Raw genomic sequence first — 24471 nt, forward strand, 5'->3', positions numbered from 1 at the left:
CTTTGCGTGTTGACCGAAAACGGCGGTGAAGTCGTCACCAAGAACGAATTGCTGGAAAAGATCTGGTCTGATTCATTCGTAGAAGAAAGCAATCTCTCGCGTCACATTTATTTGCTCAGGAAGGCCTTCAAAGACTTCGGTGAGAACGAAGAATTGATTCAAACCGTGCCGCGGCGTGGGTATCGTTTTGCTGGTGAGGTCAAAGAAAGCGGAAACGGCGACCTGGTAATTGAGAAGCACACTTTGACCGAGACTCTAATCGAGGAGATCCATCCTGGCGATACGGCGGTGATCAGACTCGCTTCACAAAACTTATCTGCCATCACATCAAAAACAACCAGACTCTTCTTTTCCCGCCTCCGGCCAAGGTTTTTGGTCCCTGCGGCGCTTCTTCTGGCAATTGCCCTGAGCGGCATTGCTCTTTTGCAGTACAACAAAACAAGCGCAGGGAATCCGTCAGGGATCAAATCAATCGCCATATTGCCGTTCAAGGACCTTACGGCGGGAGGTGCTGGCGACCATAGTGGGCTCGGCGTTGCCGACCTCCTCATAACCGGACTAAGCAACATAAAGGAGGTTAATGTGCGGCCCACCAGTGCAGTGATGGCTTTTGAAGATCAAGAAATAGATTCAGTCAGTGCCGGACGCAGGTTAGAGGTTGACGCGGTTCTGGAAGGAACGATTTATCGCTTGGCAAACAAGGTCCGTGTTACGACCCGGTTGGTAAGAGTGAGCGACCAGTCGGCGATCTGGGCGGGACAGTTCGAAAAGCCCTTGCAGGATGAGCTTCGTTTGCAGGATGAAATCGCGTTGCAGGTGGTTGACGCGCTGGCTTTGAACTTGAGCGGCAACGAACAAAGAGCGTTGACTAAGCGCTTTACTGAAAGCGCGGAGGCTTACGAACTTTATGTCAAAGGTAGATACCACTGGAACAAGCGGAATTACGAAGGGCTCCAGGAAGCCGAAAGGTTGTTCCGCAACGCGATTGATAAGGACCCGAACTTCGCGTTGGCGTACGTCGGGCTGGCGGACACGACGGCGTTTTTTGGTCGTCGAACGGACTTGTACCAGGCTCTTGGTAAGGCACTCGAGCTTGACCCAAATCTGGCCGAAGCCCACGCCACACGCGGTTTTGCTCATGCAATTCACGAATGGAAGTGGAAAGAAGCTGAAGATTCCTTCAAGCGATCAATCGAACTCAATCCGGGTTACGCGACAGCACACCATTGGTATGCAATTCTGCTCGGAATTGAAGGCAGATACGACGAAGCCAAAGCCGAATTGCGGCGCGCGCTTGAAATCAATCCTCTATCGTACAATTTTCTCGCTGACTTGGGCCAGGTTTATTACTTTGCTCACGACTACGACACGGCGAAAGAATATTGTTACAAATCATTGGAGCTCTATCCGGACTTTGTGTTTGCCCACCAACACCTAACCAATATATATCTGCGGACTGGCGAATATGAAGCAGCGATTGAACAGACGCTCAAGGGAGAACTTTCTTTTAGCGATGTCGCGAATAGAACAGCCAGCCAGGATAAATGGAAGTCAGCAAAGCTGGCTGAAGCATTGGACTCGTATCATCGTGGCGGCATCAAGGAGTACTTGGAGTCCCGTATGAGAATCTGTCCTACCTGTCCGCAGGAGCCGAATCTTCCGTATCTAATCGCCTGGACACATGCGTTTCTTGGCGACAAAGAGAGAGCCCTGGACAATCTGGAAAAGGCCCTCGAGGTGAGAGCCTTTTTGATGGCCTGGGTGAAAGCCGACCCTGTCTTTGACAGCCTGCGCTCAGAGCCGCGTTATCAAGCCATACTCCGCCGCATGGGACTCGAATCGTAAAGCGGCGCCGTTTCGTTCCCGGTAGACAATCCATTCAGCGACTGAGACAATCCTTCCCTCTTAATTAGTCATCAGAGGTGAATCTCTGGCTGAAGCTGCGCCACACAAGGTATCGCACAAAGTCGAGCTGAGTCGGGAACTCACCAAGCTCGAGAGTTACGCCACGATAATCGGAATACTGGTCGGGTCTGGCATCTTTGTAGTCACCGGTAAGTCCGGCGCTATCGCCGGACCGTCCGTGCCGCTTGCCTATCTCGTGCTTGCGCCGGTTGTGCTGGTGACCGCCGTTGCGTACTCGGTCTATCTTTCAACGCCGCTCGGAACCAGACCCGGAGGCGAGTATCTTCACATCTCGCGCACCACGAAAAGCATCTACCTCGGCTTCGTAGCGATGTGGTTGAAGTGGCTCTCCTACATCGGCGCGCTCGTGATTCTGTCCGTTTCGCTCGCTCAGTACTTGAAGTTCTTTTATCCAGGAATGGATCAGTGGTTCGCGGGCGTGCTGCCCTTCGGGGAAGCGCTCGGCCGACGCTACATCAAAGATCCAAGCCTCGGCGAAGCGGTCATCGCCACTTCGGCGCTGCTTTTCTTTCTGATGTTCAACCTGCTCGGCGTGAAATTCTACGGTTGGCTTCAGACCGTTATGGTCATCGTAAAATGCCTAGCCATCGTCGTGCTCGTAGTGCCGGGCCTCTTCGCGATCGAGTTGAAGAACTTCTCACCGATGTTTCCTCACGGCTTCTGGGCGACGGTCACGCCCGAAGGTGAGAGGGGCTTCCTGGCTGTGCTGCCGCCGCTGTTCTTTGCGTATGCCGGTTTCGAAAGTCTCGCGCAAACCGCCGGAGAAACGAAAGACTCACGCAAGTCGCTCCCGATGATCTTCATCAACGGAGTGCTCATCTCGATGGTGATCTTTTTCCTGATGTCGTTTGTAGCTTTCGGCGTGATGCCTTACCAGGAACTTGCTCAGTCGAGTTTCGCGATGAGCGACGCGGCCGCGAAGTATCTGCCATGGTGGGGCGGGGCGGTGGTGACGATAGGCGCGCTGATGGCTTTCTCGACTTGTCTGAACGCTACACTGTTCGTTCCCGCGCGAATACTCTACGTCTTCGGCGAAGACCGAGTATTGCCCCAGTGGCTGTCACGAGTGAGCGAGAGATTTCGCACGCCGTGGGTGAGCCTGGTTGTGAACGCGGTCATCGCGCTCGCGCTGCTGTGGACGAAGAGTTTCGGTTACGTTCTGGACATCGCGATTGTCGGGATGTTTCTCGTCTACGGCTTGCACAGCGCGTCGTTGATTGCGCTGCCGTTCGTGAGGCCTGCGCTCTACAAGACGGCCAGGGTGAAGCTTCATCCGGCGGTGCTGGTCATCCTCGGGCTCATTTCGTTAGCTTCGATGAGCTATCTGACTGTCGTTACCCTCGCTCGCGATATCGCGCGGCATGCCAGCCTTCCAGCCGAGCAGAGAGGGCTGGCTATCTGGCAACTTCTACTCGTGTGGGTCGCAGTGGGAACCGTCTTCTACCTGATCGCGCGATGGGAAGGCCGCCGCACCGGGTTCGACTATGACCGGCTGCTCACCCAGGAATGGATCGACGAGTGACCAGGACCCCCGGCGCGAATCCACCATTAGGTTCAGTCTTCGTGCGTCACGACGTACAGCCACAGCACAAGTATGGTCAATCCAACCCCGATCCCGATCCCGATTGCGATCTTAGCGCCCGTGCCAATGTTGTGGCCTTTGACCTGTGTGACATCGCCGTAGGCAACAGTCGTAGCCGCTCGAGTCTTCAAGTCTGTCACGACGAACGAGTCATCTTTCGCTTCACTGATGGAGCCGGCCAGTTTCACGTTGTTTCGCAGCTTGATCGCCACGCGAGCGTCCGTGCCTACGCCGAGCTTGAGAATGCCTGCTCTCACTTTTTCAGCGCGTTGTGTCTGCTTCTCTTCTTTCGAGGCCGCGGATACTGGTTGCACGCAGATCGCCTGCATCAGTAACCCGGCAAGCACCATTGTAAGAATCTTTTTGAACATATCGCCTCCTTGAGAATGTACCGTAGGTTGTCTAACCTGCGGCGCACCTGCGGAATGTAGGGTACGTTGTCGAACATGCGACGCGAGTGCGAAATCAACCGCAGGTTAGACAACCTACGGTACCGACTAAGAGCAACATGCGGACCAAGGTGAAGCCGCCTCGAGATGCAATCATCTTCGCGGCGTCGAGTCTCGCGCTCACCTTTGGGGCGCAGCAACTCTCCGACATTCAGTGTGATTATGCTGCGTCATGCAGGGCGGCTCTGAGAGTTGACACTCGAACTGAATATGCTAATGTACACCGCGCTGAGCGGCGTCTCGGTGCGACTGTTGATTCCCTGACGAAGGAGCAGCTTGAAGAAGATCACTCGCGCACTCATAAGCGTATCCGACAAAACAGGCCTGATTGATTTCGCTCGCTGCCTGAGCCGCAACTCGGTCGAGCTTATCTCCACTGGCGGAACCGCCAGGACGTTGAGGGAAGCGGGCCTCGAAGTCCGCGACGTGTCGGAGCTGACGGGCTTTCCTGAAATCCTCGGCGGGCGCGTCAAGACTCTGCACCCGAAGGTTCATGGGGGCTTGCTCGCGATCCGCGATGACACCGAGCACCAACAGCAAGTTCAGGCGAACGGCATCCAGTACATCGACATGGTAGTCGTGAACCTCTACCCGTTCCGCGAAACCATCGCGCGCGAAGACGTCACGGTCGAAGATGCTATTGAGAACATCGACATCGGCGGGCCGTCGATGATTCGCTCGGCTGCAAAGAACTTCAACGACGTGGTCGTGGTTGTAGATCCTTCGGATTACGCTGTGGTTGCCGATGAGATGAGCTCGAGCGGCGGGCAGGTTTCGAAGGCAACCAGATTCCGCCTCGCTCGGTGCGCGTTTGAAACGACATCGCGGTACGATGCGGCCATCTCAGGTTTCCTTGAAGGCTCGGTGACGTTGGATGGTGACGAAAGACTGCGCGTCGAGAAACCAACGGATCTTCCCGCGAGCTTCACCGTGTTTGCCAGGAAGACAATGGACCTTCGCTATGGGGAGAACCCGCATCAGCGCGCTGCTCTCTACTTGACGTCAAGCTCCGGCGCAAAGCAGGCAGGGATGCCTGCGCTCCCAGGGGGAGGGATCGCGGCAGCGGAGAAGCTTCAGGGCAAGGAGCTGTCGTTCAACAACCTGATCGATCTCGAGGACGCGTGGTCGCTGGTTTCGGAGTTCTCCGAGACGGCTTGCGCGATCATCAAGCACACGAACCCCTGCGGCGCCGCAACGGCAGCCGGCGTTCGCGAAGCATTCGAGGCGGCGCGTGCTACCGATCCCGTGTCAGCGTTCGGCGGCATCATCGGCTTCAATCGAACCGTTACCGAGGCGGCCGCTCGCGCGATCGCCGAAACTTTCTTTGAAGCTATCGCCGCGCCGGATTATGAGCCGGGCGCGCTGGAAGCTTTCGCGTCGAAGAAGAACTTGCGCGTGATGCGGGTGCATACGGGTGAAAACACTGCATCTCAACTCGATCTGCGAGTCATAGGCGACAACGGTCTACTGATCCAGGACCGCGACCGCGGCGCGTTAGACGATACCAGGCTGAGAGTCGTAACTGATCGGCAGCCAACCGATGAAGAGATGCGCGCCTTGCGTTTCGCATGGATCGTAGCGAAGCACGTGAAATCAAACGCAATCGTCTACGCGCGAGAAGGACAACTTGTCGGAGTTGGCGCGGGCCAGATGAGCCGGGTCGATTCGGTGAAGCTCGGAGCGATGAAGGCTCAACTTCCGTTGACTGGAAGCGTCGTGGCTTCGGATGCGTTTTTCCCATTTCGCGACGGCATAGACGAAGCCGCGCGCGCGGGCATCACCGCGGTGATTCAGCCTGGCGGATCAGTGCGCGATGAAGAAGTCATAGCCGCGGCAAACGAGCACAATCTGGCGATGGTGTTCACTGGAATGCGGCACTTCAAACACTGATTAACGGACATACTAACGCTGGCTGTCAATGAAGGAAGAAACGATGGCTTCAGCTTTCAAGCGGGACGAAGTTGACGACCTCCTTATTCGGTGTCATAGGCGATGCTGTATATGTCACAGATACTGCGGGGCGAAGATGGAGACAGACCATATTGTCCCGAAGGCAGACGGTGGAGACAATTCCATAGAGAACGCGTTACCCGTGTGCTTCGACTGTCACGCAGAAGCTCATGCCTTTAATCCCAAACACCCCAAGGGGAGACCGTTCACGCCAGATGAGCTTCGTGGACACAAGGAACAATGGCTTCGAATCTGCGAAACGCGCCCAGAAATCTTTGTGCAGGCAACTCGGGACGTCGATGTTGGGCCCCTTCAAGGTCTCATCGACGAGCTTGACTATAATCTGACTATCTCCGCCGGTGTAGACTTCAGGACGCTCGGTTTTCAGTTCAGGGACACCCAAATGGATCGTGCGATCAGAGAGGGAGTCATCCAGATTCTTAACGACGACCTCGCAGGTAAGATTGCATCAGCCTATGGAGCTGTTAGTCGTGCAAACGAGCTGACGCGTGCTTGGCTCAACGGCCATCCGGGTGTGTCACTCCCGAAGACACTCGCGATGGAGGCGGTCCGCAGCACAATTCCAATGCTGCAAAGCGCGAGAGATACGCTTCTTCTGTTTGTGCGGAGTGAATCCGACTAGTAGTTTCACCATGATCGCTGCGTTAGGTCTATCTGGCACTCTGGGTTTTAACTCAATGAGATTTCCGTACGTCGCCTCGCGGGCCTATTCAATCTCGATCCGGCCTTCTTCAAAGACGAAAGTTCGTCTGAACATCATCAAAGACGACTCGAACAAGTGAAGGAGCCCGCCTTGCCGTTGTTTCCAGCCATTGGTTCCCTTGTTGACAACATCACTGATTGGTGATAAAAACGTGCCGGTTGTTTCACCCATAAACGCGCGTCCGGTTGTATCCTAATAACCAAAGAAGGAGGAAAAAATGTCGAAAGGATTTGTCATTGGTTTCGCATTAGGGCTGGCTCTGTTAGGAATCGTTGGCGCGGTGGCGTCTCGGCAAACCCAGAGAAACCTGGACCGCAGAGACCTGGAAAGGTATCAAGCGGAGATTGGGGACGCAACGCCGGTGAAGGTTGGGGTATTGTCGCGGAAACAGCGCTCTCACAGTAGGCTCTATAACGGCTATGGCAAGCATATGCCTGGTGAATCAATCAGCGAGTTGATTGCGTCCTATAGGGGCAAAAGAGCTGTGCTGGAAACCAATGTATACGGGAGGATGTGGTTTGCGTCGGATCAACCTGACATACCCGAGGACTATTTCGCTCGGTTCGCACAGGAGTCGGGTAGTACCAAGTTGCTTTGAGTTTTTATTTGTTAAGGGCGCTCGCGAATGCGGCGCTAATATACAGCCCCAGACTTAGGAGCTAGAGTTAGAGTAGCATACTCATAAATGGCGTCAACGGGGTGTTTTGCTGGGGTTTATGAGTTATCCACAAGACAGGCAAAAAACTTACCACCCCGCTAATATAAAAAAGTCAGGGTAGATTCTCGCCCAATATATGAATTCGGACAAACAGAACAGCAAAAACCTAAGTCACATCAATACATAGGGTAACAATGCCTACCATCCTGACAGTCTACGCATGCCTGCTCCTCGCCCCAGCAATACAACCCCCAGAGGATGCAACGTGGGACAGTCAAGACGAATGGGTCGCTACAATTACCAATCACATCGGCCTTGACCGTCGGGGTCGTCCAAGCCTGCGTTAAGAAAAGGGACAGAACCAAGCCCATAAGGAGCGAACGAACTGATAGTTTCTTCATGAGAGGTTTCTCCTGAAACGTGAGATGTGGACAGAAGCCGTTCGCACTATATCACAGATTACAGAATGTGCAAGCAGAAAAGAGATTGTAGGTACTTAATATTGAGGAAAGATTTCATACAAGTCCATTTGTAATGAGCTACTCCAAACCGAAGTTAGGCACAAGAACAATCTTACATTTGTGTAACCGCGTCAATGGCCTCTAGGTGGAGACTCACGGTACAAATACGAGACACGCACCTCCACTCGCCTCCGTGCGCCCTCATACATTAAACTATTGGGCGGTCGGTGTCTCAGTCACGTTGACACAGAGGGCGCGCGCCCGCTGATCGTATCGTTCGGCGGCACGGTCAGTGATCACGTTAGCCAACATATTGTGTTTCGTAATCGACGAAGGAAGGTAAAACATGAGCAGTACAGTTCCTCTTAAGGCTCGTTTGACAGGAATCATGAAATCTTGGGGGATTCCGATCAATCCAGGATGTCAGCAAGCACTCCAACAGCTAATAGATCAGGCGGTGGTCAAGTTCCAAACTGCTGGCTTCTCTTCGAATTCCCAGAAGTTGAACGAAGCCGAACGGAACTTCGAAAAGTTATTGATCGAAATGACCTGGGAGGCGGGCCAGCAGGGCTTCAAGGAACTACACGAAACAACGCTATCCGCTGCCTTGGCTCGAGTTTGTCCCCTATTTCCGTTCTGTTGAGGTTTTCGATGGACGATCAAACTAAAGCGGCCTTTGCCAGCGCGTCCGATATAGCAAAGCAATTGATTACTCTGGCGAGTGGCATTCTGGCACTGGAAGTAACATTCGCGAAAAACATCATGGATGCGAAACTCGATCAGAACGCGAAATATCTACTCACTGGTTCGTGGATACTGTTCTTACTTTCTGTAACGGCCGGCGTGTGGACTCTACTCGCATTGACCGGGTCTCTTGGTAAGCTCGGCGGTCTGACACCCACAACAATCTATGGCAGCAATATTCGCATTCCAGCGTTCTTTCAAATACTGTTGTTTCTCGGTGGACTCGGGCTTAGCGTCTGGTTTGGAATCCGAGGATTGAAATAAGTCACGCGGCCGAACAAAGGCGTCAACCGGAGCCGCGCAAGCGGGTCCTTATGGTTCCTCCAATGTTTCACGCGCGCGGCCCGGTTACGCCAATCGTTGGGCGGATTAGGAGAACTAAGATGACGACGCAAACCCACGCAGAGCAGATCACGCATCGGTGGTACACGCGACCCGTATTTTTCGTTGGCGACGTAGAGCGCGCGCTGCGCTTCTACAAGGACCTGCTCGGCTTCAAGAAGTCCTGGCACGAAGGCGACGGCAAGGGCAAAGTCTGCCAAGTCAATCGTGCAGAGTGCGAGATCATTCTGTGCGAGGATGCCGGTCGCAAGGATAAAGCGCGTCTATTCGTGGAGCTGACCCAGGATGGCATCGCGGAACTTCGCCGTGAGATCGTCGAGCACTCAATTCCGAGCAAGGAATCGTGGTGGGGCTATGACGTTATCCAGATCGATGATCCCGACGGCAATGAGTTGCTCTTCCCGCTGTCTGATAAGTAAAGCTTCGAAGGCGTACCTACAGGGCATCCGTCCTGCGAAGCGACTTGAATCTCAGCATAAGGGTATATATATTACTCGCGGTCTTTGAGATTAGCTCTTGGAGGAATCTGATGGAAATTAGCTTTGAAGAGTATTTAGCGCAACTTGCACCAAACTTGGCGGTACAAGAGAAACCGAGCATTCTCCTTCTTACATGCATGGATTATCGTTTTGCTCATCGCATTATCGATTTCATGGATAATGCGAAGCCCTCCCTACGCAGAAAATACGACATGTTCGTCTTGGCTGGTGCCGCGGCTGGGGCAAACAAATTCGTAAAATGGCGACAAGCACTCGTGGAACATATCCAGACCGCTCGGAGTATCCTCCATCCAATTGATCGACTAATAATACTTGAGCACCGTGACTGCGGTGCTTACAAAGCATGGTTGGGGCTCGACTGGGCTAGGGTCACCCCCACTGATGAGTGGACTTCCCATAGAAACCAGGTAACGCAGCTCATCCCAATCCTTAAAAACGAGATTCAGAACCTAACAATCGATTCATTCTTATTGACTCGGGATGAAGACGATGTGCTCTACATTGCGACAACAGATCAATAAACAGCCGAACAAGATTTGGTAGGGTAACACAAAGGCGGTAAGGCCCATAGATGGGTGTGTCCGCTGTCCGGCGTCTAACTACTGCATCAGTGGAGCGCGGCGGGCGAGTTTCGCATGATTCCATCAGAGTAGCCGTTAGCGCGTTTGATCCGTTGCTGTCGAGTCGCGCAACCAATTCAAGTACTGCTCCGACCCGCGCTCGATTCTCATCGCGATAACTTCAGGTGTGCTATAGCTGTGAAGTTCTTTGACGCGGCGCTCCAGTTCGGGATATCGCTCGTCGGTGGTTTTGATGATCATCATCGCTTCGCTGTCGCGGGTGACCTTGCCCTCCCAACGATAAATCGACTCGATCGCGGCGACGATGTTTACGCAGGCAGCTAGCCGCTCCGATACCAGCGCATCGGCGATACGCGCGGCTTCGTCGTTACTGGAGGTTGTGACGAAAACAATAAGCTCGTGGCTCATGACAACGTGATGCCGGTCGCCGGCTGCGTTTCTTATACCACGAACCTGGGAGCGCAGGCATCCCTGCCTGCCTCTTTCCGCAAACTGCCAGTCTGTTTTTCTTTCGCAACCCAATGCAGGCAAGGATGCCTGCGCTCCCAGAGTTTATCGTGAGCCTGATGACTCAGTCACCGGCCCGCGAATCGTCCTGTCGTCCTCGCGGCCGCTAGTTGCATTCATGAATCGGCGCACCCACTCAGTGAACAAATAGTTTTCCTCGAAGAAAGGGAAGTGACCGCTGTGCTCCATCATCACCAGTCTCGATTGCGGCAAGCCGCTGGCAAGCTCAAATGATTGATCGGGCGGTGTTATCAGATCGTACCGTCCGGCGAACACCAGCGCCGGAACTTTTATCTCGCTCAGTTGATTGCGAACGTCAAAAGCTGCCGGGGAGGCGGCGAGCGCTTGCTTCTTTGACAGGGCGTCGAAGTACGCCGTGTACAGACCACGATCAAACTCATAAGGCACGAGCTTGTGAAAGTAGTGCGGATACAGCACCGCATAACGCATTCGCACGCGGTCGCAGGGCCTGGTTGCGCCGGTGCCGCCCTCACTTGATCTGTAGGCAGTCATCTCGACCTTGGATAGCGTCTTCAATATCCGCTTCTCGCCTTCGTACGGATTCTCGACAGTGGCGGCCGCGCTTACGAGAATCAACCGCTTCAAGTTAGCCGGATAGCGCAAAGCATAGTTGAGAGTGATCGCCGCGCCGAAGCTGTGTCCTAACAGCGTCACGCGCTGGAGCCCAAGCGATTTGCGCAGCGCGTCTATGTCGTCGGACATTTCATCAATCGAGACCATCCCGTGACCCGAACGCGCGAGCGTGTCGGCACGTCGATCGAAGAAAACCAGCTTCGCATAGCGGCTCAAGTTGTACAGCATTGGATGGAAGTACTCGTGTGGAAGTCCGGCGCCGCCGTGGACCACGATCACAACCTCCTCACCGCTGCCCTGCGTCTCATAGTGTAGATTCAACCCGTTCGACTCGAAGATGCCGTAGCCCAGGCCTGGCGTCCACACATGATGAAACGAGAGGAACGTAGACGCCTCTCCCGGTACGGCCACGGCAGAAGAGTTGGCAAGAGCCAGGCATTCGAACTCGGCTCGAGTTGAGCCTTCTTGCGCGCGAGCCACTAACGACAGCGCGAAAACTACGGAAGCAACGGCGAACATGCGTAGAAGATTCTTCATCACGTACCCCCTAAGGTTTAGAGTTCAAGCTTTAGCTTGCTTTCGGCGGGCAACCTGTCGGTTGAACTCTGAACTATTCCCGGAAGTTTAGAGTCCAGCCTTTAGCTTGCTTTCGCGTGCGCAACCTGAAGGTTGAACTCTGAACTACCAATTGTCAGTTTGTTCTTCTTCGGCAGGGGCAGTTGCTTCAGAGTTGAAGAAAGCTTCGTAGATCTCGATGGCGCGGGGCAGGTCTCGCTCGTCAACCATCACCACCACTTCTTGCGAAAAGCTGCTGGGGATCAAAGCAAAGTCGCCGCCCTCAACGAAAGCGCGAATTCCATTTTGCTCGAGCGTCTCGCTCACCATTTGAGCCTCGGCGCTGTTGCTGAACGACTGAAGCCGCACTGGCCCGCCGTCGCTGGTATCATGCACTTTGGTTTCCGGCGTCAACTCCGTTACCAGTTCAGCGTTGCAGTCCGGACAAACGGTGATGCCCGCTTTGTACTCCGCCTCGCAGTTTGGACAGAATGCCATTCACTTCCTCGGGAGCTTCGCGTTGAGTAGTCTCGCGAATGTTGAAGCGACCAGTCGCTATCATATTATCTGCATGGTTTTAGCGCAATAGTTAATCAATCCTGGCGATTCGAGATCGAGGGCTTAGAGGGCTGATAAAGACAGCCTGCTAAGCTCTCGCGTGAGCCGTCTTAGAAGCGCCAAGCACATCCTCGAGCGCCTCGGCGAGCGCCGAATAATGAAACTTGTACCCCGAAGCCAACGCGGCCTTCGGCACGAGTCGCTGGCTGACAAAGAGAACCTCTGACATCTCACCCATCAGCACTCGCAATGCGATTTCGGGCACTGGGAAGAAGGCCGGGCGATGCAGCACCTTCGCCAGTTCGCGTGTGAATTCGCTGTTGGTCACCGGCTTCGGTGCGACGCCGTTAAGCGCGCCTGCCAGCGAAGATGTGTAGATCGCGTGGCGGAAGATGCCTACGATGTCATCGATGTGAATCCACGGGAACCACTGTTTGCCGCTGCCGAGCCGGCCCCCGACTCCGAGCTTGAATGGAGGCAGCATCTTTTGAAGCGCGCCGCCTTCAGCGCTGAGCACGACTCCGGTGCGCACCTGAACCACCCGAATGCCAAGCTCGCTGGCGCGCGCCCCTTCGCGCTCCCATTCCACACAAATGTCGCTCATGAAGCCGTGGCCGGGAGGCGATGTCTCTTCGAGCTGTTCATCGCCGCGGTTACCGTAGAACCCAACTGCCGAGCCGTTCACAAGAACGCCTGGCTTACGATCAGCCGAGCGCAGCCCATCTACCAGGTTCCGCGTGGTGACCACCCGCGAGTCTCGTATCAACTTTTTCTGCTCGTCGCTCCAACGCCGCGCCACTATGGGCTCGCCTGCAAGATTCACGACCGCGTCGACTCCGGTCAGCGCTGCTTCGGGAGGCGGGCCCGCCAGCGAATCCCACTGGTGGATCTCGGCGACCGCTAGCTCGGCTGGTTTGCGAGGCGAACGCGACAAGGCGACGACAGTGTGTCCGTCTTCAGTGAGGGATCGACACAGACTGCGCCCGATCAAGCCGGTCGCTCCTGTTACCAGTATCTTCATCCTGCACCTCCGGAGCCTCGTGAACCCGAGTGGCTGACTTCGAAGCTTAACATATCCCCTGTCAAGATAGTGACCAGAAACCCGGTGGTGTCCGAGCTTGAACTCTTTGCGCGATCTCGGCGTTCTCTGCGCCTAGGCGGTTGGGTTTTTCCCCCCAGTATTTACCGCCGAGACGCAGAGAACGCAGAGGTTGCGCAGAGATTGATTCAAGTCTAGGACACCACCGAAACGCCTGATGTCACGCTCCATTCTCTCGCAATATCTTGACGCAATCACGACGGGTCAGCACAATGAGTCCGGCATGCCTAGCGACGACAAAGTGTCTGTTACGCCGAAGTATCTGATCGGCACAGTGACAAAGCGCACCGGACTCTCAATCGATGTTGTTCGCGTGTGGGAGCGGCGCTACGGTGCGGTTCGTCCCGCGCGCAGTGACGGCGGCACGAGGCTCTATTCAGACGCAGATGTGCTGAGGCTGAGACGGCTACGACAGGCGGTTGAGAATGGACATAGCATCGGTCAGGCCGCAAAGCTTTCTGAAAGTGAGCTCGACGAACTGATCTCCGATGCAGGTCAGCCGCGCGATGGCGCGGATCCTTACCGTGCGGTCCGCGAACGATTCATCGAGGCGGTTCAAACTATGGACGTGGTTGCCGCGGATCAGGAACTCGCACGCGCCGCGACGCTTTTCCCGGCTCGTGAGTTGGTGAAGAAGATCGTCGTGCCCATACTCGACGAAGTAAGCGAGCGCTGGGCACGTAAGGAATTCGGTGTGGCTCACGAGCATTTCGCTTCGGGGTTGTTGCGCAGCATGTTGGTCTCGCTCCTTCGGATTTATCGGCCCTACGGAAATCTCGATACGCTGGTCCTGGCAACGCCCGCGGGTGAGCGCCATGAGTTTGGACTCTTGTTCGCCGCGTTGCTCGCAGCCGCACACGGCTGGCGCGTGGTGTATCTGGGAGTTGATTTGCCGGCAGACGAGATCGCGCTTGCCGTGAAATTGACCAACGCACGGGTTCTCGCGCTGAGCCTCGCCACTGAACGCGCAGAGACCCACGCGGAGCTCGAGTCGATTTCAAACCTGGTCTCCGCCCCGACGCGGGTATGGATTGGCGGCGCAGGAGCGTTGAGGCACAGACCCTTGATCGACCGCGCCAACTGGATACTGGTTCGCGATCTCGAGGAGCTCGACGACCGGCTCAAAAGATAGTCTTGAAAGTCCTTGCGGCGCCCGGATAGAACGCATCGTATTCGTGCCGACAGACTCGGCGAGCGGCGCATCGCGGCAACCGCTCGCCGCAGCGATCGCTCAATTAGGCGCTTGTCGAAGCCCCTGATTTCGTCGTGAATCCACCGATCAAATAAAGGACCGCAATCACGATGTGTATGATGTGGTCCCTGGTGCCGAGGGTCAAGTACGGAAGCTCCAGCAGGTGCTCCGCCCCTGTTCCAACGAGGAAACCGACCGCCCCCAGGAGTCCATACACAAGTCCAAAGATGATGCAGAACTGGCGGGCCGCGGCCAAAGACCCTTTCGTTCCCAGGTACAGCGAGATCGCGCCCGATACAAGATGCACGCAATTGTGCGCAGTACCCAGATGCGCGTCCAGCAGGTGGGGGCTAAAAAAGCCAATGATCCCAACCGCAATAAACACAACACCGACGAGAGTCGCTACAGTCTTTGCCATGTTGTCTCCTTATCAAAGTGAAAAGAGTTGAACAGCTATGATCTTCCGCCCGGCGATTGCGAACAACGAGCGAACGACCCGGAGAAGCCGGTACTGCGATGAGGTCTCGTGTTGTCGTTGCTGATACCTGAGATAATGACGCCGCTAAACTACCTATGCGGGGCTTCCGAGTCAAGATCGAAAGAAACTTTCTCTCACCCGGCGGGTATGATCCGAGTCGGAATTACTATTGCCCACAATACGCATTGAAAATAATATGGGGTCGGCTGGCCAGTGACTGACCTCCCTCACCCGACCAGAAAAGGAGAGAGACTTTGATGAAGCTAAGTTTTCTAAAAATAGTCTTGCTCGGACTCGCCGCTGCAGTGATGGCCGGTTGCAGCCAACAGCCCGCTGAGCAATCGGTGATGGTAACCGCCGCTAATGAGACTGCCGCGATGGCAAGGCTCCGAGCGATCGCCGCAGCCGAAGCTCGCTATCAAGTTGAGACTGGCGGCGAATACGGCACGCTCCCCCAGTTGATTGAGAAGCGCTACGTGAACGACCCGGCAAGCGGAAAGCTGACCGGCTACCGGTTTGAAGTGCAGGTCAAAAGAGGAGGGTTCCAGGCCACCGCGGTCCCGGAGAAATTCGGCATCACCGGCAAGCGCTCGTTCTATATCGATGAGACGAACATAGCTCATGCCGCAGATAAGAGAGGCGCGCCCGCAACAGCCTCGGATCCTGAGGTGTAGACGTAGAAGGCAGAAGGCAGAAGGCAGAAGGCAGAAGTTCTGACCTCTTGACCTCTGATCTCTGATCTCTGACCTCTGCCTTCTGCCTTCTGCCTTCTGACCACTGGCAACCGACTCCTTGTTTGATATATTCTCCCGCCAGCGAGGCGAGTTCTAACATGGCCCTCAAGATTGTCTTCGTCATAATCGCATACCTGCTTGGATCGATCCCGTTCGGGTATCTTCTGGTCAAATACGCGTTCACGAGCGGAGAAGACGTTCGCGACATCGGGTCGGGTGGAATCGGCGCGACTAACGTGACCCGCCGCGCTGGAGTAAAGGGCGGCCTGCTCACATATCTCTTCGACGTGGCGAAAGGCGTGGCTGCTGTGCTGCTCATGCGCGTTGTAGCCGGCGAGGATTACCTTTGGATCGGCGCTGCCGCGATTGCCGCAATCGTCGGTCACATCTTTCCCATCTTTCTTGGATTCCGGGGCGGCAAAGGCGTAGCAACCGGCGTTGGGGTCTATCTTGCGCTCGCTCCGTATTCGGTGCTCACGACGCTGGTGTTGTGGGCGCTCATTGTGTACTTCACCCGCTACGTGTCCCTGGGCTCGATTGTCGCGACGGCCGCGGTCCCGCTTTGGACGCTGCTCTACTATGGCTTGCTTCAACCGAGCCCTCACCTGAAAGCGTTGATGATAATCGGAATCGCCGGATGCGCGTTGATCGTGGCGACACATCACGAGAACATCAACCGATTGATACACGGGACCGAGAACAAGATCGGCGTGCGAGTGAAACCCGATAGCCCCGAGGTCGGCTCGGGTGGAACCGCGATCAGCGGAGGGCGAAGCTCATGACTGGTGATCCCGCAGCGCCCGAAAGCAAGCGCGTCGCAGTCATCGGCGCGGGAAGCTGGGGCACTGCGTTGGCGATGGTGGCGGCTCGCAATCAGCATCAGGTCAAGCTCTGGGCGCGCGAGCCCGCAGTCGCATCCGCGATCAACCGCGATCGCCGGAATCCTTTCTACCTTTCCGGCTTCGAGCTTCCATCGAACATCCAGGCGACTACCTCGCTTGAAGACGCGATCGATGGAGCACATTTCGCGCTACTGGTCGTGCCTTCGCACGCAATGCGCCAGATAGTCGCGCAGCTTCGGCCCGGTTTGAGAAGCGAGATCGTCCTGGTCAGTGCGGCTAAGGGTGTTGAGAACAGCACGCTGATGCGCATGGAGGAAGTGGTGGCCGATGTCTTGCGCGACAGGTTTGCGCCGCGATATGTCGCGCTGTCGGGACCGAGCTTTGCGATCGAGGTAGCTAAAGGGGACCCGACCGCGATTGTCGCCGCAAGCAGCAGCCGCGAGTCTAGCGAAATCATCCAGCGTTCGTTGAGCTCGAGCCTGTTTCGCATCTACACCAACACCGACGTCGTGGGCGTCGAACTTGGCGGAGCGGTAAAAAACGTCGTAGCGATCGCGGCGGGCATTGTGCGTGGGTTAGGCTTTGGCACGAACGCGGTGGCAGCGATCATAACGCGCGGGCTTGCGGAGATGACGCGGCTCGCCGTCGCCCAGGGTGCGCGAGTCGAGACGTTGGCGGGACTGGCTGGGCTTGGCGATCTGGTGCTGACGTGCACCGGAGAGCTTTCGCGCAACCGGCACGTCGGAGTCGAGCTGGGTCGCGGGCGCAAGCTCGCGAATATACTCGGCGAAATGAGGGAAGTGGCCGAGGGCGTGAAGTCGACGAAGTCGATCTATGAACTCGGCCGCAGATTGGGAATAGAAATGCCAATCACTGCGAACATCTACGCGCTGCTCTATGAGAACAAGCCCGCTCTCGATGCGGCAAACGAGTTGATGGGCCGCCCGCTCAAGCGAGAGTGAACCGCTGGTTCAGGGTTCCGGGTTCCGGGTTCCGGGTTCCGGGTTCAGAGTTCAAGCTTTAGCTTGCTGTTTGAGAAAGAATGTCTGAGGTCAGAGGACAAGCTTTTTAAGTTGCTGCTTTGTGACGCAACGCAGCCTAAAGGCTGAACTCTGAACTCTGAACCCTGAACCCGGAACTCTGAACCCGTACCGTGGATTACAAGCAAGGAGGATAAACATGTCGAATTATGTTCCGCCTACGACTCCAATCGGAGGGCCGGCCGGCCAGCAGTTTCCACCGCAGCAGTCGTTTCCCCCTCCGCCGCAAAAGAAGTCAAACGTCGTGATGTGGGTGGTCGCCGGCTGCGGCACGTTCGTCGTGCTCGGAGTGATCATCGTGTTTCTCGGCGGATATTTCGTCTGGAACAAGGCTAAACAAGCAGGGCTTGATCCAGACTTGATCGAAAGGAAGCCTGCGCTCGCGCTAGCCAAGATGATGGTGGCCGCGAACCCGGACGTCGAACTCGTCTCGGTGGATGAAGAAAAAGATGTGATCACCATCAAGGACAAGAAGACCGGGGAGACCATGACGGTGAACCTGGAAGAAGCGCAAAAGGGAAAGCTGGTCTTCAAGAAGGACGGCGAAGCAGAGATGACCATGGAAGCCAAGGGCGAGGGGGACACCGGGTCCGTCGTGGTGAAAACCAGGGAGGGGTCCGCGACGTTCGGCGCCGGCTCCGCGGCGAAGCTGCCCGCCTGGTTTCCATCGTATCCCGGCGCCACGATCCAGGGCACCTTCTCCACCGAAGGCAAAGACGGCCAGGGCGGCAGCTTCGGTTTCAGCACCGGCGATTCGATAGAGAAGGTCACGAAGTTCTACGAAGACAACCTCAAACAGGCGGGGTTGAAGGTTACTACGAACACCGTACAGCAAAACGGCGCGATAATGATGGGCTCAGTAGTCGGCGAAGACGAAGGAAAGAAACGCACCGCATTCATCAACGCGCTCTCGGAAAAAGGAGAGACAAAAGTCACTGCTGTCTTCTCCTCGAAATAGAAGGGTTCGTGGCGGTGGCTTTCGCAGTTGTCGGCCGAACTGCGAGATTGCGAGTGGCGCAGACTTTGTCTGTGTCTGGTGATTGCCCTCGTAACGGAGTTACTAGACGCAGACTAGAGTCTGCGCCACTCGCGATTGACATCGCGATCAGCCATTGCGCGGCGAAGTAGGTGGCAAGGATCAGCAAATCCGCAAGTCGGAACCCGACTCGGAAGCGATTAATCGCGATCGCCGAGTCGGAAACTACGAACAACATCGCCCCGATGGCGGCGAGCGCGGCTCCGGCTTGCCGGGTTGCCCCCCACCGGTTCAATGCTTGCCAGGCCATCGTCAGAATCACAATCAAGTAGACCACCACCGGCAGTTTCATCGCTCCCAGGCCGGGAGATAGAATCCAAAACATCAAGCTCCCGTATACAACGCAGGCCGCGCCGTACCACGCCGACATCAATCCGGAAGGTCTGGATCTGAACGCCGCAATGTAAAGCAAATGGGCTATCAGGAAACTGATCAATCCCGGAACGAATTGATCTGACGGCAGCATGAGTAAACCGTCCCCCACTAACGAACAACAAAGCCCAGCGATGATCAGATTGCGATAGCCCACATTAGCACCCGGTCCTGTCATCAGCGCGATGACCCCGATGATAATGATGAAGATCATCGTCGCCGGCTTGAAGATGTAGACCGTTGTTCTTGAGCCGAGGTATCCGGCGGCGATTGTGATCGCGGCCGAGATCGCAGTGAGTGCCGTCAAGGCAATGATTGACCGCGAGCGCTGTTGGAGAGCAGCTTCGGATCTTTCGATTGTTGTTTCGTGATTCACGATGAGCATCAGCGTTCACGAAATCGGTGCGAATCCGTCAAACCCGCGTCATCCGTGGTCTATGAGTTTGTGAGAATTGCATTGCCGCGGAGCATAGACCACGGATGACACTGATTCGACGGATTTGCGCGGATATCGCAATTCCTATCTCAGCGAGACGTCGTCAATTCCTCTTGCCCAACTCATCGAGGGCCGCGCCCAGACGCTCGAGTCCGCCCGCGAGCATCTCAGAATCGCACCCTATGCCGATGCGGATATGATCGGGCATCTCGAAGAACCGTCCGGGCACGACTGACGTCTCATACTTCTCGCGAAGTAGCGCACACAACTCTTCAACGCTGCCTCGCCTAAGCCTCGGAGCGACAACTGTTCCGAACGGCGGTCTTACTGCCTCGAGATCGTCACGCGAATCCAGAAACTGATCGAGCAACGGGCGGTTCTTTTCAAGAAGCGCAATCGCGCGAGCGGCGATTCGGTCAAGATTCTTCAGGGCGATCACGCTGAGCCGCTCCGCCGGATGCGCGGGAATGTTGCCGAACAGATCGTTGATCCGCCATATCTTTTTCGCGAGATCCGGCTCGGCAAGCACCCATCCACAACGAAGTCCGCTCAGGCCGTAGGCTTTTGTAAGGCTGCTTGTAGTGACGAACTCGCTGCCAAGGTGAAATGCCGAAGGGGGCGCCGTGGTGAACAAAGTTTCGAGATAGACCTCATCGACCAATACTCGCGCTCCCACTCGCCGCGCGATTCTTCCAACCTCGCCAAGCGTGTCGTTATCAACGAACGCCCCGGTAGGGTTGTGCATATTGGTGATCACGATGAGCTGGGTGCGATTTGTCACCGCGCGATCGATCTCGCTCGGGTCGATACGAAAGCCATGCTCGAACCGCCGCTCGAATCTGTTCACGGCGGCGCCCAGATAAGCTGCCGTAGACACGAGCGGATCGTAGGCCGGCCGCTCGATCAATACTTCATCGCCTGGCTCGAGGATCGCAGCCATCGCCAAAAAGTTGGCCATCGAAGTTCCGGTCGCGGCAACGACGTTCTCAGTAGCGGCGCCGCATTTGGCCGCGAGCGCCTGTTGAAGCGGCTCGTAACCGTACCAGCTCGGCCCGCTCAACTCGATGTCTTCCAGGCGGACCGGAAGCTCGGCCATCGGGTAATGAATGACCCCGCTTGTAGCCAGGCTGAACCTGGCCTGCGAGCGCGTCTTAGCCCACTCGATATAATCGGAGCGCTTGGCACGTTTCGCTTCACTCACGTTTGCGTCTCCCTCGCCAAAAGAAATAAACCGGTATCCCGGCGACTAGTATGGCCAGTCCGATGGCGCTGTTCGCCGGATACTGGTAGATTGCGCTGGCGGCGACCAACCACTCTGCTGCGATAAACAAAACGATGACCAGTGAGCCTACCTTGAGCGTGTAGCTGGTTGCCTCGGTATCGTCGTCCGCGCGCGATCCGCTTCGGCGAAGCGCAAACAAGCACGCAGCCGTCAGCCCGAAAAAGATCGAATCAATCGAGACGACGTAGTTGAGAATCTGTTCGTACCTGCCGGACATCGCGATCACGATCGCCAGCACACCTTGCAAGGCTATCGCCACCACGGGAACTCGCGTGCGAGGGTGAAGCGAGGCCACGCGTTTGAAGAAAAGCCCGTCGCCGGCCATCGCAAAATAAACTCGCGGCGCGGTCAGCATGCCCTGACTCAAGAACCCTAACGTCGATATCGCGATGCCAACCGCGATGATCTTTCTGCCCTTTTCGCCTAAGACCAATCTCATCAATTCCGAAGCGGGCGTCGTCGTCTCCGCGAGACCTCCCGCGCCCAGCACGCTGACACAAACGAAGTTGACTGCCAGATATAGGAGGATTACTCCCATCACCCCGATCAGGAGTCCGCGCGGGAGATTCTTTCGCGGCTCGCGCATCTCGCCCGCCACGAAGCTTGCCGTCTGCCATCCGCCATACGCAAATAAGACCGGCACCAGCGCGGCGCCGAATGCACCAATCATCGACGAGTTGTCGGGAGTCAGCGACGGCGCTTGCATCGCGCTGCGTGCACCGTGGCCGGCGCCCCACAAGCCGGCGCCTATCAGCCCGGCGATGGCCACAATCTTCAAGACCATCAACGCGTTCTGTACGCTGCTCCCCGCACGCACGCCAAGACAATTGATCAGCGTCAAAGCTCCAAGCGCGACCGCGGCCACCACCCAGTCTCCAATCGGAAGTTGAGTCAGATCGATGAAGTAGCGCGCGAAGGTTACGGCGACCGCCGCCATTCCTCCGCTCTGAACTACCAGCAATAGTGTCCAACCGTAGATGAATGCGGCCGCGGGATGAATCGCTTCTCGGATGTACGCGTACTGCCCGCCAACCTGCGGCCGCAAAGCCGCCAGTTCGGCATAGATGAACGCGCCGGCGAGCGCAATCAAACCGCCCACCGCCCAGGCGCCGAGGATCAAAACGGGTGTGTGGACCTGACGAGCGACGACGTAAGGATTGATGAAGATGCCTGAGCCGATGATCCCGCCCATCACAATCATCGTCGCGTCGAACAGCCCGAGCCGCCGCGCCAGCTTCGGTGAGCTATCGACGGTTGGCCCCGACGGTTGGTCTTGGATTGCGTCCGGTGGTGGGTTCAGCTTTCGTTCCTCTTGCTCGGTACGCTCTCTGTTTCAAGCCTTCGTTGTGGTCTGCAGCCGCTCCCGCATGCGCATCTGCCACTTTGTGCGAGGCGTGTCCTCTTCTTCAAACTGGCTGAGGGCTTCCTTGAGAGTCTCTCCGCCTATCTGCCGCGTCTTCAAGTAGACCAGCGCGGTCAGAGTAGCGATCAGCGGCACGATCACCGCGTTGAGCATCGCCACAATGATCGAAGTAAGACGCCCGGTCAGAATCGGTGCTTGCTCGATCTTTGACGCTTTGAGAGCGAAGGCAATCGGAAACGCTACGACCGATGCCGCAATGCCGGGGATGGCCCATTGGAAGAAAATGATCACGATGACTGTGCGCCAGGAGCGCTTGACCAGAGCCTTCGATCGTTTCAACGCAGCACGCCCTTTCAGTCCTTCCATCATCACCACCGGCGCAGCCAGCGAATAGTTGATGAACATGATCACGCCTGGAACGATCAAGAGTAATCCGAAGACCCATCGAATCGTGGCGAGCGCAATGGTAATCAGAAGGGCCTTCAATCTTTTTCTAACTGCCCCATAAGCCGTGCGCAGTTCCAACGGTCTGAGCGGGGACAGGAAGAGCTGCGTTACCAGCCGGATTGTGACTCCGGCGATTATCGCATTGATGAAAAAGTTGGCGAAGAACATCAGAACTGAGAGTACGACTTCGAGAGCGCTGGTGGCCGGGCTACCGTTGATAGTGACTCTCAAACCGCCGGAGGGAGCCTGGGCAGTGTCCGCGTGCGACTTCATTGCAATGATGAGAAGAGCCCCGTGCAAGGCGATCAGCGGAAGGTACATCAGGAACGTGACCCGGAAGAATTTTGGGAAGTGTTCGATGTACAGCGCGAAGGCCCGGCGTAGCAGCACCCCCGTTCGTTCGGCGCTCGCTCGCAGCGCGCTTGCGAAGCCGGCGGCGCTTGCGGGACGCTCGGAGGGATTCTTCGCCAGCGCCGACATCACAACCGCGGCCATTCGCTTCGGGATCTTGCGGCGCTTTTCTTTAAGCGGGGGTGGAGCGGCTTCTATGTGAAGCTTCAGCAGCTCGTAAGCCTGGCCGGTGAATGGCGGCTCGCCGGCGAGCATCTGATACGCAATCACGCCGAGGCTGTATATGTCGCTGCGCGCGTCGAGCGGCTCGCTGCGGCATTGCTCCGGCGACATGTATACCGGTGTGCCGAGAATCGATCCAACTCGCGTCAGCCCATCTGCCGGAACGGTTTGCCGAGCCAGATTCTCAGCCGTAGTGTGCTCGAACACGCGCGTTCGCTCTTCCTCTGACACAGGCCCGGGTTGTATTTGAGTCGTCGCTTCGGATGATTCCAACGGTAAGATTTGCGTCGCCGATTCGCTTGCAGGAGAGGCGTTGACTTGCGCTTGTTCGGCGAGGATAAGAGTTGCGTGCTCGCCGGCTTGAAGACGCTGTATTTGAGTCGCGGCTTCTGAAACCTCAGCCCCCTGTGCGTAGGTCTGAGCTTTGAAACCCTCGGTGTTGCGCGGCTGATTCGTTATCGTGGCCGAATCTCGATGCAACCTTCTTGTGTCCGAAGCGGACGATGCCGCAGACGGCATACTTTCAACCGCATCGGCCATCCGAACATCTGCCAGTTTGGCGAGACCAAAGTCGAGCACCTTAACCGTGTAGCCGCCGCGGCGATTCGGCTCGAGCCAGATGTTATCGGGTTTCAGGTCGCGATGAATGATTCCCTGTTGATGAGCTTCATCGATGGCCGACGAAGTTTGTTCGACGATGTCGACGACCCAGTCAATCGGAAGCTGAGATTCTTCGGCAAGCACTTCGGCAAGCGTGCAGCCGTCGAGGTACTCCATCACCAGATACGCGATTCGCTCACCCTCAACCTGGGCGAAGCCGAAGTCGGTCACATTGACTACGTTTGGATGATGCAGCCGGCCGGCGGCTTTCGCCTCGCGTCTGAAGCGCTCGACGAACTCGTCATTCATCATGAACTGCGGGGTGATGACTTTGACGGCGACAGGCCGGCCGGTGCCCAGGTGAGTGGCGAGATAGACAGAGCCCATCCCGCCCTTGCCGAGTTCCTTCTCAATGCGGTATTTCTCGTCGAGCACTTCACCGGTGAGTTGTGTTAATCCCATCAAACCTCGTGAGCGGCCAGGTGAGTCAGACTCGGAATCAACGTCGTTCGGCCACGTTCAGCAACCATCAGACGCGGCCAATGATATTGACCTGACATTTCAGCCGTCAAGGCGGCGAGTAGTTTCCTATTTCGAGTGTTTCTCCGCGCAACCTTTGCGTCCTCTGCGCCTCTGCGGTGAAGAGCAGCGCCGAAAATCAACTCACCGCAGAGACGCGGAGCACGCAGAGATCGCGCAGAGAATTGAACTTAGGACACCACCCAACCGATGGTAGTGTCCTAATCTTGTGTTGATATTTGCATGTGCTCTGGGGCCCGACCGATGACGGCCGACGGAATATTTGGACTGCGGCGGCCTTTGTGCGTTGCCGCCGCTTTTGGTTAT

At 56.3% G+C, this 24471-nt stretch carries 24 protein-coding genes; 14 read left to right on the top strand and 10 right to left on the bottom strand.

Annotated features, from left to right (window positions below; all coding sequences use genetic code 11):
- Positions 1-1845: winged helix-turn-helix domain-containing protein (locus AABO57_27575; GenBank protein MEK6289492.1), on the top strand; the 1845-nt coding region annotated here is incomplete at its 5' end.
- A gap of 127 nt (positions 1846-1972) precedes the next feature.
- Entirely contained in the window at positions 1973-3448 is a 1476-nt protein-coding gene (locus tag AABO57_27580; protein MEK6289493.1) for an APC family permease, read from the top strand.
- 32 nt (positions 3449-3480) lie between these two features.
- Here the strand turns inward: AABO57_27580 and AABO57_27585 are convergent, their stop codons facing one another.
- Positions 3481-3879 (bottom strand): hypothetical protein, encoded by a 399-nt coding sequence (locus AABO57_27585; GenBank protein ID MEK6289494.1) that lies wholly within the window; start codon positions 3877-3879, stop codon positions 3481-3483.
- A gap of 354 nt (positions 3880-4233) precedes the next feature.
- On the opposite strand from AABO57_27585, the gene purH reads away from it, so the two are divergent.
- From purH to AABO57_27620, 7 genes are all read left to right on the top strand, one after another.
- Positions 4234-5847 carry a bifunctional phosphoribosylaminoimidazolecarboxamide formyltransferase/IMP cyclohydrolase gene (purH, locus tag AABO57_27590; GenBank protein MEK6289495.1) on the top strand — a complete coding sequence of 538 codons (1614 nt, stop codon included), beginning with the start codon at positions 4234-4236 and terminating at the stop codon, positions 5845-5847.
- 43 nt (positions 5848-5890) lie between these two features.
- Positions 5891-6550: an HNH endonuclease gene (locus AABO57_27595; GenBank protein MEK6289496.1), complete on the top strand. Its 660-nt coding sequence runs from the start codon at positions 5891-5893 to the stop codon at positions 6548-6550.
- 298 nt (positions 6551-6848) lie between these two features.
- On the top strand, positions 6849-7229 hold the full coding sequence (locus AABO57_27600; protein MEK6289497.1) for a hypothetical protein: 381 nt from the start codon (positions 6849-6851) through the stop codon (positions 7227-7229).
- 867 nt (positions 7230-8096) lie between these two features.
- Positions 8097-8393, top strand: a complete 297-nt coding sequence (locus AABO57_27605) for a hypothetical protein (protein MEK6289498.1) — start codon at positions 8097-8099, stop codon at positions 8391-8393.
- Between the two features lie 8 nt (positions 8394-8401).
- Complete coding sequence (locus tag AABO57_27610; protein MEK6289499.1) at positions 8402-8758, top strand: hypothetical protein; 357 nt, start codon at positions 8402-8404, stop codon at positions 8756-8758.
- Between the two features lie 119 nt (positions 8759-8877).
- Positions 8878-9255 carry a glyoxalase superfamily protein gene (locus AABO57_27615; GenBank protein MEK6289500.1) on the top strand — a complete coding sequence of 126 codons (378 nt, stop codon included), beginning with the start codon at positions 8878-8880 and terminating at the stop codon, positions 9253-9255.
- Positions 9256-9365: 110 nt separating this feature from the next.
- Positions 9366-9857, top strand: coding sequence for a hypothetical protein (locus AABO57_27620; protein MEK6289501.1), 492 nt, complete (start codon positions 9366-9368; stop codon positions 9855-9857).
- A 135-nt stretch (positions 9858-9992) separates the two neighbouring features.
- Here AABO57_27620 and cutA read toward each other — a convergent pair whose 3' ends face one another.
- From cutA to AABO57_27640, 4 genes are all read right to left on the bottom strand, one after another.
- Entirely contained in the window at positions 9993-10325 is a 333-nt protein-coding gene (gene cutA, locus AABO57_27625) for a divalent-cation tolerance protein CutA (GenBank protein ID MEK6289502.1), read from the bottom strand.
- Between the two features lie 144 nt (positions 10326-10469).
- Positions 10470-11555 (bottom strand): alpha/beta hydrolase, encoded by a 1086-nt coding sequence (locus AABO57_27630; protein ID MEK6289503.1) that lies wholly within the window; start codon positions 11553-11555, stop codon positions 10470-10472.
- A gap of 144 nt (positions 11556-11699) precedes the next feature.
- Positions 11700-12071 carry a DUF2007 domain-containing protein gene (locus AABO57_27635; GenBank protein ID MEK6289504.1) on the bottom strand — a complete coding sequence of 124 codons (372 nt, stop codon included), beginning with the start codon at positions 12069-12071 and terminating at the stop codon, positions 11700-11702.
- Between the two features lie 148 nt (positions 12072-12219).
- Positions 12220-13152, bottom strand: coding sequence for a TIGR01777 family oxidoreductase (locus AABO57_27640; protein MEK6289505.1), 933 nt, complete (start codon positions 13150-13152; stop codon positions 12220-12222).
- Between the two features lie 301 nt (positions 13153-13453).
- Here AABO57_27640 and AABO57_27645 point away from each other — a divergent pair, with 301 nt between their 5' ends.
- A complete protein-coding gene (locus tag AABO57_27645) occupies positions 13454-14362 on the top strand; it encodes a MerR family transcriptional regulator (GenBank protein ID MEK6289506.1) in 909 nt (302 codons plus the stop codon).
- A gap of 103 nt (positions 14363-14465) precedes the next feature.
- On the opposite strand, the gene AABO57_27650 is transcribed toward AABO57_27645, so the two are convergent.
- On the bottom strand, positions 14466-14840 hold the full coding sequence (locus AABO57_27650) for a DUF4383 domain-containing protein (GenBank protein MEK6289507.1): 375 nt from the start codon (positions 14838-14840) through the stop codon (positions 14466-14468).
- Positions 14841-15157: 317 nt separating this feature from the next.
- Here AABO57_27650 and AABO57_27655 point away from each other — a divergent pair, with 317 nt between their 5' ends.
- The 4 genes from AABO57_27655 (at position 15158) to AABO57_27670 (ending at position 18474) form a co-directional block, all read left to right on the top strand.
- Positions 15158-15574 (top strand): hypothetical protein, encoded by a 417-nt coding sequence (locus AABO57_27655; GenBank protein ID MEK6289508.1) that lies wholly within the window; start codon positions 15158-15160, stop codon positions 15572-15574.
- A 158-nt stretch (positions 15575-15732) separates the two neighbouring features.
- Positions 15733-16416, top strand: a complete 684-nt coding sequence (gene plsY / locus AABO57_27660; protein ID MEK6289509.1) for a glycerol-3-phosphate 1-O-acyltransferase PlsY — start codon at positions 15733-15735, stop codon at positions 16414-16416.
- Complete coding sequence (locus tag AABO57_27665) at positions 16413-17438, top strand: NAD(P)H-dependent glycerol-3-phosphate dehydrogenase (protein ID MEK6289510.1); 1026 nt, start codon at positions 16413-16415, stop codon at positions 17436-17438. The genes plsY and AABO57_27665 overlap by 4 nt, the downstream gene beginning before the upstream one ends.
- Positions 17439-17655: 217 nt before the next feature.
- Positions 17656-18474 (top strand): hypothetical protein, encoded by an 819-nt coding sequence (locus AABO57_27670; GenBank protein MEK6289511.1) that lies wholly within the window; start codon positions 17656-17658, stop codon positions 18472-18474.
- Here the strand turns inward: AABO57_27670 and AABO57_27675 are convergent.
- From AABO57_27675 to AABO57_27690, 4 genes are all read right to left on the bottom strand, one after another.
- Positions 18449-19300 (bottom strand): lysoplasmalogenase, encoded by an 852-nt coding sequence (locus AABO57_27675; protein MEK6289512.1) that lies wholly within the window; start codon positions 19298-19300, stop codon positions 18449-18451. The genes AABO57_27670 and AABO57_27675 overlap by 26 nt on opposite strands.
- Before the next feature lie 163 nt (positions 19301-19463).
- Complete coding sequence (locus AABO57_27680; protein MEK6289513.1) at positions 19464-20561, bottom strand: pyridoxal phosphate-dependent aminotransferase; 1098 nt, start codon at positions 20559-20561, stop codon at positions 19464-19466.
- On the bottom strand, positions 20554-21942 hold the full coding sequence (locus tag AABO57_27685) for an amino acid permease (protein MEK6289514.1): 1389 nt from the start codon (positions 21940-21942) through the stop codon (positions 20554-20556). The genes AABO57_27680 and AABO57_27685 overlap by 8 nt, the downstream gene beginning before the upstream one ends.
- Positions 21943-21975: 33 nt before the next feature.
- On the bottom strand, positions 21976-24087 hold the full coding sequence (locus AABO57_27690) for a serine/threonine-protein kinase (GenBank protein ID MEK6289515.1): 2112 nt from the start codon (positions 24085-24087) through the stop codon (positions 21976-21978).
- Positions 24088-24471: the final 384 nt, after the last annotated feature.

This window comes from Acidobacteriota bacterium (assembly GCA_038040445.1).
GTDB classification, from domain to species: Bacteria; Acidobacteriota; Blastocatellia; order UBA7656; family UBA7656; genus Onstottus_A; species Onstottus_A frigus.